Origin of the sequence: Pseudoalteromonas sp. SA25 (assembly GCF_011378705.1) — a bacterium.
GTDB classification, from domain to species: Bacteria; Pseudomonadota; Gammaproteobacteria; order Enterobacterales; family Alteromonadaceae; genus Pseudoalteromonas; species Pseudoalteromonas arctica.
Map to the genome: position 1 here is coordinate 205,783 of NZ_WTKV01000002.1, position 15,907 is coordinate 221,689.

At 40.5% G+C, this 15,907-nt stretch carries 13 protein-coding genes; 8 read left to right on the forward strand and 5 right to left on the reverse strand.

Annotated features, from left to right (window positions below):
• Position 1: 1 nt before the first annotated feature.
• Positions 2–1,606: a GMC family oxidoreductase N-terminal domain-containing protein gene (locus GQR45_RS02380; protein WP_165725023.1), complete on the reverse strand. Its 1,605-nt coding sequence runs from the start codon at positions 1,604–1,606 to the stop codon at positions 2–4.
• A gap of 102 nt (positions 1,607–1,708) precedes the next feature.
• Here GQR45_RS02380 and GQR45_RS02385 point away from each other — a divergent pair, with 102 nt between their 5' ends.
• The 4 genes from GQR45_RS02385 (at position 1,709) to GQR45_RS02400 (ending at position 6,026) form a co-directional block, all read left to right on the forward strand.
• Positions 1,709–2,719 (forward strand): AraC family transcriptional regulator, encoded by a 1,011-nt coding sequence (locus GQR45_RS02385; protein ID WP_165725024.1) that lies wholly within the window; start codon positions 1,709–1,711, stop codon positions 2,717–2,719.
• A gap of 37 nt (positions 2,720–2,756) precedes the next feature.
• Positions 2,757–3,743, forward strand: coding sequence for a Gfo/Idh/MocA family oxidoreductase (locus GQR45_RS02390; RefSeq protein ID WP_165725025.1), 987 nt, complete (start codon positions 2,757–2,759; stop codon positions 3,741–3,743).
• Between the two features lie 443 nt (positions 3,744–4,186).
• On the forward strand, positions 4,187–4,930 hold the full coding sequence (locus tag GQR45_RS02395) for a FadR/GntR family transcriptional regulator (protein WP_002960591.1): 744 nt from the start codon (positions 4,187–4,189) through the stop codon (positions 4,928–4,930).
• Between the two features lie 232 nt (positions 4,931–5,162).
• On the forward strand, positions 5,163–6,026 hold the full coding sequence (locus tag GQR45_RS02400; protein WP_024591885.1) for a DMT family transporter: 864 nt from the start codon (positions 5,163–5,165) through the stop codon (positions 6,024–6,026).
• An 81-nt stretch (positions 6,027–6,107) separates the two neighbouring features.
• Here the strand turns inward: GQR45_RS02400 and GQR45_RS02405 are convergent, their stop codons facing one another.
• Together GQR45_RS02405 and GQR45_RS02410 are read right to left on the reverse strand one after the other, a co-directional pair.
• Positions 6,108–7,304: an MFS transporter gene (locus tag GQR45_RS02405; protein ID WP_007581814.1), complete on the reverse strand. Its 1,197-nt coding sequence runs from the start codon at positions 7,302–7,304 to the stop codon at positions 6,108–6,110.
• Between the two features lie 74 nt (positions 7,305–7,378).
• A complete protein-coding gene (locus GQR45_RS02410; protein WP_165725026.1) occupies positions 7,379–8,473 on the reverse strand; it encodes an NADH:flavin oxidoreductase/NADH oxidase in 1,095 nt (364 codons plus the stop codon).
• Positions 8,474–8,950: 477 nt separating this feature from the next.
• Here GQR45_RS02410 and GQR45_RS02415 point away from each other — a divergent pair, with 477 nt between their 5' ends.
• Entirely contained in the window at positions 8,951–11,368 is a 2,418-nt protein-coding gene (locus tag GQR45_RS02415; RefSeq protein WP_165725027.1) for a TonB-dependent receptor, read from the forward strand.
• A gap of 85 nt (positions 11,369–11,453) precedes the next feature.
• Positions 11,454–13,037, forward strand: a complete 1,584-nt coding sequence (locus GQR45_RS02420) for a sulfotransferase (RefSeq protein ID WP_165725028.1) — start codon at positions 11,454–11,456, stop codon at positions 13,035–13,037.
• A gap of 92 nt (positions 13,038–13,129) precedes the next feature.
• Here the strand turns inward: GQR45_RS02420 and GQR45_RS02425 are convergent, their stop codons facing one another.
• Complete coding sequence (locus tag GQR45_RS02425) at positions 13,130–14,047, reverse strand: LysR family transcriptional regulator (RefSeq protein WP_007581810.1); 918 nt, start codon at positions 14,045–14,047, stop codon at positions 13,130–13,132.
• A 125-nt stretch (positions 14,048–14,172) separates the two neighbouring features.
• Between GQR45_RS02425 and GQR45_RS02430 the strand changes: the two genes are divergently transcribed.
• Positions 14,173–14,427 (forward strand): DUF2798 domain-containing protein, encoded by a 255-nt coding sequence (locus tag GQR45_RS02430; protein ID WP_202799302.1) that lies wholly within the window; start codon positions 14,173–14,175, stop codon positions 14,425–14,427.
• Between the two features lie 42 nt (positions 14,428–14,469).
• Positions 14,470–14,970, forward strand: a complete 501-nt coding sequence (locus GQR45_RS02435) for a hypothetical protein (protein WP_165725029.1) — start codon at positions 14,470–14,472, stop codon at positions 14,968–14,970.
• A gap of 343 nt (positions 14,971–15,313) precedes the next feature.
• On the opposite strand, the gene GQR45_RS02440 is transcribed toward GQR45_RS02435, so the two are convergent.
• Positions 15,314–15,859 (reverse strand): hypothetical protein, encoded by a 546-nt coding sequence (locus tag GQR45_RS02440; RefSeq protein ID WP_039488420.1) that lies wholly within the window; start codon positions 15,857–15,859, stop codon positions 15,314–15,316.
• Between the last annotated feature and the right edge of the window lie 48 nt (positions 15,860–15,907).

The following is a 15,907-nucleotide window of genomic DNA, read 5'->3' on the forward strand; positions in this document are numbered from 1 at the left end:
ATTACACCTTTTCGTGTTTAATTAAATCAGCTGCTTTTTCAGCAATCGCAATTACCGGTGCATTTGTGTTGCCGGTAATAATGGTAGGCATAATCGACGCATCGACTACGCGTAAGTTACTTACCCCGTGCACTCGCAAATTAGTATCCACCACTGCCATTGAGTCTTGCCCCATTTTACATGTCCCTACTGGGTGATATTCGGTATCTGCAGTTTGGCGTATAAACTCAATTAGCTGATCCTCATTATTTATATCAAGCGGGTAGACCATTTTACCGCATATGTTATCAAAAGCTTTGCTTTGCATAATAGCGAGTGTTTTTTTAAGACCAGCAAGCATTACAGTTAAATCATCTGGATGGCTTAAGTAATTAGGGTCAATAAGTGGAGCACTACGCGGGTTGTTATCAGCTAATGTAATAGTACCTCGGCTTTTGGGGCGCATAATACTGCTGTGTATACTGTAACCATGCCCAGTGTGTAATTTACGACTATGATCGTCCACCAGCCCAATTACAAACTCTAGTTGCACATCGGGCGCTGGCGAGCCTTCAAATAATTTAATAAACGCGTGCGACTCTGCAAAGTTACTGGTTAATCGCCCTTGTCGTTTACTAAACCAGTTAACACAGCCTTTTATAATGCTGGCAATGCCTAGCGGGCTTATACCAAATGTGCCTTTATTTGTTTTTGATTTATAAAGTGGCACTACTGTTAAGTGATCCTGTAAATTAGCGCCAACACCTTCAAGTACGTGCTGAACCTTAATGTTATGTGCACTTAAATGCTCTTTTGGGCCAATACCTGAAAGCATTAATATTTGAGGCGAATTAATAGCGCCAGCACTAAGTATTACCTCTTTTTTAGCACGTAAATTAATAACCTCTTTATTACGCTCTATTTGCACGCCTTGCGCTATCTTATTGGTTATATTTATTTTATTAACGTGGCTATGGGTTAATACCGTTAAATTGGGGCGGTTTAAATGCGGTGTTAAATATGCTTTTGCTGCACTACAACGCTCGCCATTGTGCTGAGTTACCTGCGATAGACGTGCGCCGCTTTGCTCTTTGCCATTTATATCGTCGCTTAAATTAACTCCCTGCTCAGCACAGGCATTTAAAAAATACTGGTTTACATCACTTGGGTTATTTAGCTCTTGTACATGTAGCAGACCCTTTGTCCCGTGCAGCTCATTATTTGTAAACGCTTTATTGTTCTCAGCTTTAATAAAGTACGGGAGTAAACTATCAAAATCCCATCCCGTATTGCCATTAGCAGCCCATTGGTCGTAATCGTACTTATTACCTCTTATGTAAACCATTGCATTAGTCGAGCTTGACCCACCCAATACTTTGCCACGCGGCACAAAACCACACCGGTTATTAAGCTCTTTTTGTGGCACCGTATTGTAATGCCAGCTATTTATGCCATAAGGCACACTCGCTGCTATGCCTGCTGGCATTTGCACAAATACAGTGTTATCACTACCGCCAGCTTCAATTAAGCACACACTTACATTTTTATCCTCAGACAATCGCGATGCCATAACGCACCCACCACTACCTGCGCCAATCACAATGTAATCAAATGTTGTATTGTTCATGGTGTACCTTAATAAAAGTTTTAAACGGCCTTAACAGTAATAGTGCATAGAAAAACTCAACAAAACTTGATATTTTTAGACATAGTTTATTTGAGGTTAACCATGAGCAGCCTAATCAGAGCCACGTCATTACAAGGTATAGACACCCTAATTAGCGAATTTGGCGGCAATCCGCATGAAATAATGCAAAACTGTAATGTTAATAACGTTGACTTTAAAAATCTCGATAACCAATATTTACCTTATCGAGATTACGCTGAGCTATTAGAATACTGTGCTTGTAAGTTCAATTGTTCTAGTTTTGGCCTTAAGCTCGCAAGTAGACAAAATTTTGATATTTTAGGGCATATTGCAATAGCAGCTAAAAGTAGTACTAATTTAGGTGATGCACTTAATTGGGTTATTAAATACCTTCACTTGCACAGCCCTGCACTTAGCTTAAACTCCCACCCTTTAGAGAATGATAAAAGCTTGTTTTTATCATTCGAAATTAATTTAAAACCATTACCGAACATTAACCAAGTGATTGAGCTAACCATTGGTTTAGCATTGGCTGTTATTAAAAAGCTGAGTAATAACCGCTGCAAACCAATTAATATATTTTTGCCAAAAAAATTAAGTACTAATACTCGTGCCTATAACACTTACTTTGGTTGTAACGTTATAGAGCATCGCAACAGCGCTGGTATTGTAATCTCAAAAAGTGATTTAACTCTTGAGCTTGATCACCCTGAACTAAATAAAGTACAAGCAGCGCTAAGCTTCTTGGCAAAAAACAAAGAACACACACAACCATTACCCAACCAAGTTAGTGCACTAATTAGGCCTATGCTTCCTATTTATCAATGTAGTAACCAAACTATTTCAGCTGCGCTGGGTATGCACCCGCGTACTCTGCATCGAGAACTTACCAAGCATAATACGAGCTTTGTAAAACTTAAAGATGCCACTCGTCGCGCTTTAGCTGCACACTACTTAGCACAAAGCCAATTTACAATATCAACCATATCTGAGCTTTTAGGGTATCAAGAGCAAGCAACGCTAAGTGTTAATGTTAAACGCTGGTTTGGATGTTCTCCTCGAGCATATAGGACTAAAAAAATGTTAAACTAAACACTCTTATTATTTTTATTTAAGCTAAGGAGTGAGCATGAACTTTGTTATTGTTGGCACCAATTTTATTAGCGACACACTGTTAGCCGCTGCAAATACGTTAAACGATTTTAATTTATATGGTGTGTGCTCGCGCGCAGTATCAAGCGGCGAAGCATTTTTAGCCAAACACCCACAAAATGCACAAGCAAAAATTTTCACCTCAATCGAGCAAGTATGCCAAGATCAAAATGTTGATGCTGTCTACATAGCCGCCCCTAACAGCTTACACAAACAATATGCCGTTATGTGCCTAGAAGCGGGTAAACATGTCCTTGGCGAAAAACCATCAGCAGCCAATTCTAAAGAGCTTGCAAGCATTATAGCTACAGCAAAAAAACATCAGCGCCTTTACATGGAAGCCATGATGACCACTCACTTGCCTAACTTTGCACGGCTGCAACAGGCAATGGTAAAAATTGGCACACCACGTAAATATATTGGGCAATACAGTCAATATTCATCGCGTTACGATAAATATAAAAATGGCGAGCGTCCAAATACGTTTTTACCCGAGTTTGCTAATGGTGCTTTAGTTGATTTAGGGATTTACCCACTGTATTTATTGATTGCACTTTGGGGAGCGCCGCAAAGCGTAAGTGCCAGTGGCGTATTACTTGATACAGGTGTAGATGGTGCGGGCGATGTATTACTAAACTACGCAGATAAACAAGCCGTTATTAGCTACTCTAAAATATCGCAAGGCGACAACATAACCGAAATACAAGGCGAGCTTGGACGCATACGTATAGAAGCCGTATCGCAACTCAAAAAGGTGGAGTTTATTGCTAATAATGGTGAGGTAGAGGTTATATCCCAGCCGTTTGATGAGCACTTTATGAAATACGAAGTTGAACATTTTATGGCGTTAGTGAAGCAAAATATTCTTGAGTCACCCGTTAATACACATATTTTAGCCAGTAACGTAATGAGCGTACTTGATGAAGCGCGCAAACAGCTTGGCGTTGTGTACCCTAACGACTAATTAAATAAAATATGGGCGTTAACCAACGACAGTTAACGCCCAGAAGAAAGCTTAAATAGCTCTCGTACAACTACACATTTTACAAAACACACTTTACAAACACATTTAAAAATAGCGATCCCCATCCATGGGCAATCAAATACTTCTACAGCAAACTTAACACTAACAACCCAAATTCGGTTTATTACCAATATTTATTATTCAATAACCTTAAAACTAACCTAACACATAAAAACATTACCAATCAAGCTAGCCAATTGCATTATTTTAAACTAAATTGGTAATACAAGAATACAACCATTGGTGTATAGTGGTTTTTAACCATAACATCGCGTTAGAATTTTGACATAATAGTGAATTTTGAGGTAACCTCTGGTATTAACAGTTGGTTTTGACTTTTAGGCCCCAGAGGCCATTATTCCTTAAGGTAATGAAGGTAAAGTATGGGTAATCGTCGCTTATTTTGGCGCATAGTTGATAAAATTGAGTCTTTAATAAATCAAGGCGAATTTTCTGCTGGGAGTCGTTTACCACCTGAACGTGAACTTGCAGAAATGTTTGATGTAAGTCGCCCTACCATTAGAGAAGCTATTATCGCATTAGAAGTACGTGGCCGAGTTGAAGTTAAAACCGGCTCTGGTGTTTACGTAGTAGAACAAAAAAATGCATCTATAAAATCAAAAGAGATCAGTGCATTTGAACTTACTCAAGCTCGCGCATTAATTGAAGGCGAAATTGCCGCTTTAGCTGCTCAAAGCATTACAGAAGAAGAACTAGAGCAACTAAATAAAACATTAATTGCCATGGAAAAAGGCCTTTATGTTGAGCAAGCCGACCGTGAGTTCCACGAAATTATAGCTAGAGCAACACGCAATAAAGCACTTGAATTTGCAGTGTCTAACTTGTGGGATTTACGTTTAACAAACCCACAAATTGTTGCTGACTATGGCAGTGTGTGTAAAAACAATAACGAGTGCGTTATGGACGAACACACCGCTATTTATACAGCTCTAAAGTCGCATGATGCAAATGCAGCGCGCAGTGCAATGCACAAACATTTTAACCGCTTAATTAATGCTTTATTTGACGCTGTAGAATCGCGCGCACTTGAAGAAATTAAACGCAAAAATGATGAAAAACGAGGCCTCTACTCGCTTGATGGCTTAGTTAATAAAAGTGCCCACTAAGGCCTTTTAACCAACTGATTAAAGTTAGCAAACGCCTGTTTGCTAACTTTACCTCTTACTTTATTTACCTGCCCTATTAAATATACTTTTAATTGCGCTATTTTTGGTCGCAAACACTTACCTATAAATTTAAAAAAAGATACTATGCCGCCATTAATATCGGGCGGGTTTAGCTTTTATACTCCCTGCATTACATAACTAATTGATAGAGTTACTCAACTCAAGGATAAAAATGCAAGCATCTTCAAAAAGTTATTTACTGGCTATAGTGTGTGTACTGCTTGCTATGATGACCATTCAAACGGGCGCGTCATTTGCAAAGCAGCTTTTTCCTATTGTTGGCCCTGAAGGTACAACTGCCCTTAGGCTTGGTTTTTCTGCCTTTATACTTTGCTTAGTGTTTAAACCTTGGAAACACTTACCTACTTCTGGTAATCGTATTCCTATAATTGTGTATGGTTTAAGTTTAGGCGGCATGAACATTTTGTTTTATTACGCCATTGAACGCATTCCACTAGGCATTGGTGTAGCGCTTGAATTTACAGGCCCGCTTGCTGTTGCCTTATTTTCATCACGCCGCAAACGTGACTTATTTTGGGTTGCCTGTGCTATTGCCGGTATTTTGCTTCTGCTTCCTGATATGAGCGGCCAAGACAGCCTTGATCCATTGGGTGTAGCGCTTGCGCTTGGCGCCGGTGCATGTTGGGCAGGTTATATATTATTTGGTAAAAAAACGGGCACACAAAGCTCTGGTGGAGCCACTGTCGCATTGGGTATGACCGTTGCCGCTATAGTGCTAGTACCTTACGGCGGCATTATGCAAAGCGCCGCGTTTACGTGGGAAATTATCCCACTGGGTATTGGTATTGCTATTTTATCAAGTGCACTGCCTTACACACTTGAAATGGTTGCACTGCGTAACATGCCTTCACAAGGGTTTAGCGTAATGATGAGCTTAGAGCCTGCAATAGCTTCGCTCGCAGGGTTTATTATACTGGGTGAGTTACTTACTTTATGGCAGTGGCTCGCTATTTTACTTGTTATTATTGCATCTGTTGGTAGCTCGTTTTCAAACGCAAAAAAACAGGCTACTTAATTAACTACCAAATAATCTAAATAACCTAAATAAAGTCACCACGCAACATGGTGACTTTATTATGTTGTATCCGGTAATTTTTTAACTCACAGCCTTACTTTGCTTTTTAGTTGTAACCAAATAGCCAATCAACGAAATAAGCGGCATGCCCGTTGCAACCAGTGCTATACCTGTCCACCCGCCCGCTTCATATAATGGGCTGGCAATAAGTGAGCCTACTGCGCCACCTACAAATATACTCGTCATGTAAATAGCGTTTAAACGCGCACGGCTTTGTGGTTCTAGTGCATACACTGCACGTTGACCCAATACCATATTGGCCTGCACAGCAAAATCAATAAACACACCGGTTAATGCCAATACTATAATGCCGTAAGGTAGCTCAAATAAGCTTGGTAAAAAGCACACTGCTGCAATTACTTTGGCCAGTAACGATACCTGATGTGTATAGCCCTTATCTGCCAAGCGACCAACAATAGGGGCTGCTACAGCACCTGCCGCACCCACTAATGCAAACAATGCTATTTCTGATTGCGATAAACCATACTCACGGGCAAGCACAACCGGTACGCTTGTCCAAAATAAACTGAACGATGCAAACATTAATGCTTGAAAAAGTGAACGTTGGCGCAGCACTGGTTGGCTTATCATTAACTGTTTAAGCGATTTTAATAACTTAAAATACGTTGTTTTATGGGTAGGTTGCCTGCTTGGAATAGCAAAATAAATTACGCCTGCAATAAACACCATACACCCTGCTGCAAAGTAAAATACAGCGCGCCAACCAAAGTGATCGGCTATTAAGCTCGATATAGGTCTTGCCAGCAAAATACCTAGCAAGAGACCCGCCATAATATTGCCAAGAACCTGCCCGCGCTTCTCGTCAGACGATAAATGCGCAGCAAGCGGAATAAGCACCTGAACAGAAACCGAGCTCATACCTATCATTAAACATAAAATAAGCATTACATTAGGTGAATCAGCAAGTGCCGTACCCACTAAACTCAAAAACGACACAGCTAAAGTAATAAGCATTAAACGCTTATTTTCAATTAAGTCAGCTAATGGCACTAAAAAAAACAACCCCAAAGCGTAGCCTATTTGTGTAAGCGATACGATAAGGCTAGCACTGTGCGCACTTAATCCAACTTCTGGGGCAAGCAACTCAATAATAGGTTGAGCGTAGTAAATATTGGCAACAATAAGACCGCAACACAAAGCAATAATGGTAACGAGTGTATTGCTAAGTGGTTGCGCTGAAACGCCTGTTTGGGTCATGTATGTCTCTACTTTATAAAAATAATAAAACCCAACCAGCAAACGCGGGTTGGGTTTTTACAAAAAGCTTCGTTTTATTTTATTGGTGATGGCTGCCCATGTGGGCTTGAGCGTAAATACTGTTTAGGTGCAGTTACTGTAGCGCCAAGCTCTGCAGCTGCATGCCACGGCCAATGCGGGTTATATAAGATGCCACGCGCCAGCGCTACACCATCGGCTTGCTGCTCACTAATAATATCTTCGGCTTGTTGCGCCTGTGTAATTAAACCCACCGCTATAACAGGCATTTTAACCGCTTCTTTTATGGCTGTTGCAAACGGTACCTGAAAATTAGGTTTTACTGGTATTTTTTGCTCAGGACTTAAACCCGCAGTACTTACATGAATAAAATCACAGCCGAGTTCATCAAGCGCTTTACTAAGCACTATCGATTGATCTAAATCCCAGCCGCCTTCAACCCAATCAGTTGCCGAAATACGCACACCTACCGTTTTTTCACTAGGAAATACCGCTCTTACCGCTTTAAACACATCAAGCAATAAACGCATTCTGTTTTCTAGGCTACCACCGTAGTTGTCATCGCGCTTGTTTGAAAGTGGCGACAAAAACTGGTGTAACAGGTAACCGTGCGCACCATGTAGCTCGATTAAATCAAGGCCGAGTTCATCAGCGCGTTTAGCTGCACTGACAAAGTCTTTAATTAATGAGTCTATGTCGTCTTGGCTCATTGCTTTTGGCACAGGGCTGTTAGCGTCGTATGCTATTGCAGAAGGAGCGAGCGTTTGCCAGCCATTAACATCATCAGGTGCAATAGCGCCTATATCTTCCCACGGCTTACCTGTAGAAGCTTTACGCCCAGCATGCGCTAACTGAATACCAATAGGCATAGGGCTATATTGTCTTACTGCTTTTAGGCTTTTGCCCAGGGCTTGCTGGGTTTCGTTATTCCAAAGCCCTAAATCGCCGTAGCTAATACGCCCTTCTGGGTTTACTGCTGTTGCTTCTAAAATTAGCAATCCTGCACCACTCAAACTCAATTGGCCCAAATGAATAGTGTGCCAATCGCTAGCAGCGCCATTGTTTGCTGAGTACTGGCACATGGGTGCAATAATAATACGGTTATCTAACGTTACTTGCCCAAGTGATAAAGGCGAAAATAGTTGGCTCATTGTTAATCCTTAAAAACACGCACAAAAAAGTGCGGACAAAATAAAAAAGAGAATACGAAGCGGCAATCAAACACGCTCACTCAATAACTTACACAGTTACTTATAAATACGACTACCACTCTTAATGGGGATAAAAACACACTTTAATAGTGCTGATAAAAGCATAACTAATGACATTATAAACTATCAATTTTAATGTAATAATTTGTTTAACGAACACGTCATAAAGCCATCTTTAAAAAATGAATGACTATTTACCTTTAAACAAGGGTGTGATTTTTAACCTAACTGTACCTAATAGCACTAAGCTGTTGCTTATATTGCCTATTAACTAAATAAAAACCCCACATAAAAACCATATTTATTCTATAAAAGTGAATTAAAATTCAATTTAGATATTCCAAGCTACTTCACTCCCTGATAAACTGCTTAACTTAATTTACTAATGTAAAACATTTGAACTGGGGATCACTTTTTATGTTTAAACCAAGCTTGTTAACCTTGGCTATTTCGAGCGCTGTTTCTAGCGTATTTTTATTGCCTAATGCTGCACTTGCTCAAGAAGAAGTTGCAGCTAAAAACAAATCACTCGAAGTAATCGAAGTTACAGCAACAAGGCGCAGCGGCTCTGTGCAAAATGCACCGCTAAATATTACAGCCCTTGATGCAGATATTATGAAAGATCAAAATATCAATGAGCTTGCGGATGTAGCACGCTGGGTACCTGGTTTAACAATTACCGATCAAGGTGGCCGCTCAGGCTCGCCTATTATTGTTCGTGGTTTAAATACAAACTCTTCTGGTCCATCGTCAGATGGTGGCACGGTATCTACTTACATTAACGAAATTCCAGTTTCGGTAGATATGCGCCTAGTAGATATTGAGCGTGTTGAAGTATTAATTGGGCCACAAGGCACGCTTTATGGAGCAGGCACATTGGGCGGTGCAATTCGTTACATGCTTAAACAGCCTGAGCTTGATTTTACATCGCTTGAAGTATACGGCGACCTATTTCAAACAAAAGAAAGTGACTCTTTAGGCGGCGAAGGCGGTTTTATATTTAACCTGCCACTAATTGAAGACAAGCTTGCAGTACGCGCCAGCTTAAACGTATATGAAGACCCTGGTTTTATCGATTACGGTTACGTAGTGCGCGAGCCTGGCGAATCGTTACCAGATCCTGATTGGAGCGACAGCTCAGCAGTTAACAACAATCTTAAAAATGTAAAAGACGCCAACGGCGAAACCACCACAACAGGTCGTATTTCTGTTCGCTTTAAACCAAATGAATCGTTTGAAGGTACGCTTAACTACTTTTACCAAAACCAAGACAGCGAAGGCCGCTCGATTGTTCATTACAACAGCCTTAATGCAAACAACGGTTTAAGCGACGTAATAGGTAAATACGAATCGGCTTATCGCTTTGAAGAGCCTCGCGAGAAAAAAGATCAATTACTAAGCCTTGAACTAAAAGCCGACCTAGGTTTTGCAGAGCTAGTATCGGCAACCGGTATTTCAAGCTTTGATGCCGACGGTCAACGCGATCAAACCGATTTACTTATTCGTCTTGATTACGGCTATGAAGAATTTCCTTCGTTTTCAACGTTTACCCGTGAAATAGACGAAGAAGATACCTTCACTCAAGAAATTCGCTTAGTGTCGCAAGGCGACAGCGACTTTAACTGGATTGTGGGTGGCTTTTACAACAAAACAGAAACCGAAGCGTCAAGCCGAGAGTTTACGCCTGGGTTTGACCAATTCGCTATCGATAACTTTGGTGGCGAGCAGCTAAGACCTGACTCATTAGAATACTTAGAGCTTACAAAAAGTACCGTCACTGAATCTGCACTATTTGGTGAAGTTGGCTACCAAGTTACCGACAAATTAGATGTGACCATTGGTGCCCGTTTTTACAAATACGATATAGAGTCGCAAGCGGCTTTTGACTTCCCGCTAGCAAATACATTGTATGGTGGAGTAGATCCTGATGTAACCACCGTTGCATACGAAAAAGACGAAGCAGGCGATAACGGTAACTTATTTAAATTTAATGCTAAATACCAGTTCACTGACTCAGTAATGGGTTACGTAACAGTAAGTGAAGGCTTTAGAATTGGCGGCTCAAACGGTTTAGTGTCTTGTCCTGATCCAATTGTTGAGGATCAACAAACAGGCTGTGGTAAACCTGACGAATTATTATATGAAGCCGACACCACAACAAACTACGAGCTAGGCTTTAAAAGTACATGGTTTAGAAGCCAACTACACTTTAACGCCGCGTTATTTAACGTAGATTGGGATGATGCGCAAATCACTGGCGCTACAGATATAGGTCAATTAACGTACCTTTCAAACGCAGGCAGCGCTAATGCAAAAGGGGTAGAAATTTCGACTCGTGCAATTTTATCTGACTCGTTTTCAGTTTACGCTACGTACGCTTACACAAAAGCAGAACTAACATCAGACGCACCATTTTTGTTTAATGCCGACGGTACCGGTGGCGCAGAAGACGGCGACCGTTTACCTGGTTCACCTGAAAACCAATTTTCGATGGGTGTAAACTATCAAACAGACGTGTTTAACGACAAAACGCTTGATATTAACTACGGTTTAACCGCGCAAAGCGACGTGCTTTCTAGAGTAGGACTTCGTGATAACGGCGAAACACTACCAGGTTACAGCTTAAGTAATATATCAGCTAAATTAACAGCCGATGCATGGTCAACTACGCTATATGTTGATAACCTATTCAACAAATACGCGGTTACCTCAGTTCGTCGTTCAGATGCCGATATAACATCAGCTAATGGCGCCGACATACAACGTAACTACGGCCATTACATTAATCGCCCGCTTACGGTAGGTGTTAAATTTAACTACAAATTTGAAATATAATTTATAGTAATTTTTAAACAATGTTGTAAGGCTCAAATTTATTTGAGCCTTTTTATTTTCTTTCACAAAATAATTACCAAAAACCATGCAGCCAAATTTAAAGCAACTTCATCAAAATGCAATACACTCCCTAAACCAAGGTAAAATAGAGCAAGCACACAAAGCCCTAGTGGAGTTAGTTACACTCAAACCAGACTTTGCTGATGGGTATTTTTTGCTGGCAATGGTTAATTTAACTGTTGGGCAAATACACAAAGCAATAAAGCTCATCGAAAAAGCCCTTACCCTTGGCCAAAGTATTGAATACACCGCGCAACTTGCTAAATGTTATGCACTTACTGGCGAATTACAAAAAGCAAAAAATACTGCCCTATCGGTGCCATTAAAACAAATAACTAAAGCACTTGATGCCGACACACTTGGCGTTGCACTTACTCAAGCAGGTATTCACGAGCAAGCACTTAACTACTTTGAGCACGCTATTAAACTGGCTACAGCAGCTAACAAAGCTCAACCACCGTTTTATTATAACTACGGTGTAAGCGCTAAGTTTTTAGGACTATTTGATAAAGCCCAACACGCTTTTGAAAATGCCATAGCGCTTAACCCGCTGCATCATCAAAGTCATTTTGCATTAAGTGATTTAACTAAAGTAAGTAAGCAAAACAACCATATTGAGCGCTTAAAAAACGTATTTGAGCAAGTAACACACCCCGATGCAAAACTGCATATTGGCCATGCTTTAGCAAAAGAGTATCAAGATATTGGTGAATTTTCAGACGCTTTTAACGCGTTAGAGCAAGGTAAAGTAGCAAAACGTGCTGTGCAGCCGTTTGATCATAAAAGCTCAACTGAGTTATTTGAACATATTAAACTCTTAAGTGAACAGCGCAAACAAGCGCTAACACAAGGTAACCCAACCGCCGAACCTATTTTTGTATTAGGTATGCCCCGCTCTGGCACCACATTAGTTGAGCGTATTTTATCGAGCCACAGCGACGTGCAATCAGCCGGTGAATTACAAGACTTTGGCCTGAGTGTTAAAAAGCTAAGCCAAACACAAACACCTCACGTGCTCGACACTCAAACGCTCAGTAAAGCCTACGAGCTTGATTTTAATCAGCTTGGGTCAACCTATTTAAACGCAACACGCGTAATAACAGGCAGCCATAAACACTTTATTGATAAGCTCCCGTTTAACTTTTTTTATATCGATTTAATAACCAAAGCACTGCCAAACGCTAAAATCATTTGTATGCTGCGCGATCCAATGGATACCTGCATTGGTAACTACCGCCAATTATTTACCATTAATAACCCCTACTACGCGTACTCGCTCGACCTACTCGACACTGTAAAATTTTACAGCCGTTTTTACAAACTAATGCAGCACTTCAGCATGCAACACAGCAATATAAAATTAGTAAAATACGAAGAATTAGTCGCACAGCCCGAGCAACAAATTAAAGAGTTAGTCAGCTTTTGTAACCTAGAGTGGCAAGAGCAATGTATAGATTTTCACTTAAACACCGCACCGGTCTCTACCGCCAGTAAAGTACAAGTACGCCAACCATTAAATAGCAAAGCAATTGGGCGTTGGAAGGCGTTTAAGCCCCATACTGATGCAGCAGTGGATTACCTTTTAAAGCAGGGTATCAGTTTTGAGTAAGGGTTTTATACAATGGATTGATCAAGCGGAAGTGTACGCTCGCAAGCAAGTGAAAACAAGTTGCTCGCCGCACTTGAAACCGCTTTTGCAGATTAACCTAACATATTGCGCCACAATGTTTCGGCATTATGATTCATACGACTAAACACAAGATCTCTAAATGCGACAACGCGTGAAGCGATCATTTTTCTATCTGTCCATACCAAGTATGCCGTACCTTTAGGACATTCAACCTCCGGTAGCACTGGCACCAGTTTATTCTGCGAAGCTAGGTGCTCTAGTGCCACTTTTGGCATCAAACAAATACCCGCCCCTTCTATAGCCGCTTGAATATTCAACCTCAAACTATTAATTGAGTATTTGGGCTTAATCGGTATTTTGATTGGCTCCGAGCCTTCTTTTAGCAACCAATATGGGAAGTTATTACCAGCTAATACATTATGATCGAGTAATTCTTTAGCAGAACCTGGTGCTCCTTTTTGGGTTAAATAACTTTTTGACGCTGCCAACGCTAACTCAGTTTCAAATAGTTGGCGCTGAACAAGGTGAGAGGCCGTGGCTGGCAGTGTAACAATCGCCAAATCGATTTGCTCAGATATGAAGTCTTTTGCGTCCGATGCAAAATGCACATGAATATTCACCTTAGGATGCTCCGCCATAAACTCCAATGCGAGCGCTTGTAAGAAAAAATCGGCGAATGGCTCTGGACATGAAATATGAATATCTCCCGTCAACTCCCCTTGTGCATTTGAGAGGCTCTGCCACTGTTCATCTAGCCCGCTAAAGAGCCCTGAAAATTTATTATAAATCTCTTCGCCGGCATTAGTTAGTTGAAAGTTTTTTGAGTCACGGTGTAACAGTTTCTCATTCAACTGCTGCTCAAGGCTCGCGACTGAGCGAGAAACTGTTGGGGCTGAGGTATTTGCTTTTATACTTGCCGCCGCAAACCCTCCACACTCAACAGAAAGACAAAACCAATATAAGTTGGTCATATTTTTGGTACTGATCATCGTAGACTGCTTTTTATTTATAGAGTACATAAATGTACTTTTAAAATTCAATATTGTCTATTTTTGAATCTTTAATTTCCTCTTATACTCTCTCCATCGAATCGCCTTATGGCTACAGATACTGAATGGAAATACTTATGAAAAAATTTAACCGTAAATTTCAATACCCACTAATGATATCTATGGTACTGCCAACCATGCTGCTGGGGATGTCTGGCATTATAGCTTTTCGCAACCTACCTACTGGTGCTGACTTTGTCTCAGCATGGGGATCGACCATAGTACAAGTTGTACCTTCGGCATTATTACTGCTTGCTGTTGTTGCGCCAATTGTGCGCCTGTTTGTGACAAAGGTGCTGCTCAAGCCTGAGCAAGCGTAATCTATTCGGATACTTTCAATAAATTCGACAACGGAGTTAGAAATGAACCAACAGATTTTATTAGAAGCTGTGATGATTGGAACCATGTTTCTTATTACAGCGGGTTACTTCATACGTTCGAAGGACACAGTGAGCAATAAAACAAAAAACTTTGTAACAGCCCTCTTAGGGGGATTCATGGTGATGGCTGGAATGGCTAAGTTTTTCTTACCCTTCGCCGATATTTTTGCAGCTCAAATTGAGTTGAGTGGTTTACCTTTCCCTGCACTCTCAAAATTTGCAGGACAAATGGGTGAGATATTTGCTGGCCTTTTGTATTTACTTATCCTAACTGAAGGAAAGTTTATCTCATCGAAATTAGCGGCTATGATATTGAACCTAGTCACCATGCTTACTGTGGTTATTATGAGCGTGGCGGTGTATGTACACCTTTCACCCAATGTCCCAGCTGAGGTGCTGCCGCTGCAATCGAAGCCGCCAGTATTAACCGTGCTAGTTATGTTTGTTTCTTTGGGACTATGGTTGAGCAAGAAGAAAGTATAAATCTATTTGATTTCATCGGATCTATGAAGGTTGGAGATTTGCCTAACTCAAGCTTATCTGAAAAATAAAAGCCACTAGAAACCTGAAACACGTTTCAGTCCAAAACAAGCTTGGTAGGCCCTAATGTAGCATCAAGTTTTATTGGCTACTACAAATTTCCTAACTAGACGAGAACCTATATATAAATTGCCAAAAAATGAGCATACCGAGTGTCTGCAATTCGCTCTAAGCCAACTAGTAGCTACATGCAATTTGCAGATACTCAATACTTTAAAAGCCTTTGCTATATTACCAAGCTGAAGGTAACTCCAGCAGCACATTATTTTGTGATTATAAGGGCTTATTATTCTGTTTTTAAAACCATACCTTTCGATTGGGCAAATATTACTAGCGCAAATACTATTTCGGTTATCCCGCCAATAAAGGCGCCGATTACAAAATTGGCATTTAATACAATACACAGCATGCCAGAAAACATAAGCGAAACACCTAAAATCCAGTACACTTTCATGCCATATAATGTGTTGAAAACTAAATAGCGAACACCAATTATCATCAGCATTATTGAATAAAACCATTCAGCTTGAAGTTTTGCTACGTAAAACGCTAAAAACAAACCAACAAATAAAATAATAGTGCTTTCTAAGGCCAATTTACCTAATGGGTTTTTAGGGTCATGATTGCCAGAGCGTTTAAGTGCTTTTGAAAGTAACATGGCTAAAGGATGTATAAACATACCACCAAAAAACAAAGTAAGCATACTCGATTGATTTGAATGCAGTAATGCGACAAAGCCAGCTATACACCAAACCAAGCCAGACACTAATACACCGGTTCCACCACCGAAGTATGCGAGGTTCATATTTTGTTGCGCATCTTCAAACTTCATAAAAATCCTTAATTTTAGAAATATCCCTAATTTAATATTATCGCATCG

Coding starts and splice junctions, on each gene's coding strand:
- GQR45_RS02380 (WP_165725023.1), bottom strand. CDS start 1,606: ATGAACAATACAACATTTGATTACATTGTGATTGGCGCAGGTAGTGGT.
- GQR45_RS02385 (WP_165725024.1), top strand. CDS start 1,709: ATGAGCAGCCTAATCAGAGCCACGTCATTACAAGGTATAGACACCCTA.
- GQR45_RS02390 (WP_165725025.1), top strand. CDS start 2,757: ATGAACTTTGTTATTGTTGGCACCAATTTTATTAGCGACACACTGTTA.
- GQR45_RS02395 (WP_002960591.1), top strand. CDS start 4,187: ATGGGTAATCGTCGCTTATTTTGGCGCATAGTTGATAAAATTGAGTCT.
- GQR45_RS02400 (WP_024591885.1), top strand. CDS start 5,163: ATGCAAGCATCTTCAAAAAGTTATTTACTGGCTATAGTGTGTGTACTG.
- GQR45_RS02405 (WP_007581814.1), bottom strand. CDS start 7,304: ATGACCCAAACAGGCGTTTCAGCGCAACCACTTAGCAATACACTCGTT.
- GQR45_RS02410 (WP_165725026.1), bottom strand. CDS start 8,473: ATGAGCCAACTATTTTCGCCTTTATCACTTGGGCAAGTAACGTTAGAT.
- GQR45_RS02415 (WP_165725027.1), top strand. CDS start 8,951: ATGTTTAAACCAAGCTTGTTAACCTTGGCTATTTCGAGCGCTGTTTCT.
- GQR45_RS02420 (WP_165725028.1), top strand. CDS start 11,454: ATGCAGCCAAATTTAAAGCAACTTCATCAAAATGCAATACACTCCCTA.
- GQR45_RS02425 (WP_007581810.1), bottom strand. CDS start 14,047: ATGATCAGTACCAAAAATATGACCAACTTATATTGGTTTTGTCTTTCT.
- GQR45_RS02430 (WP_202799302.1), top strand. CDS start 14,173: ATGGAAATACTTATGAAAAAATTTAACCGTAAATTTCAATACCCACTA.
- GQR45_RS02435 (WP_165725029.1), top strand. CDS start 14,470: ATGAACCAACAGATTTTATTAGAAGCTGTGATGATTGGAACCATGTTT.
- GQR45_RS02440 (WP_039488420.1), bottom strand. CDS start 15,859: ATGAAGTTTGAAGATGCGCAACAAAATATGAACCTCGCATACTTCGGT.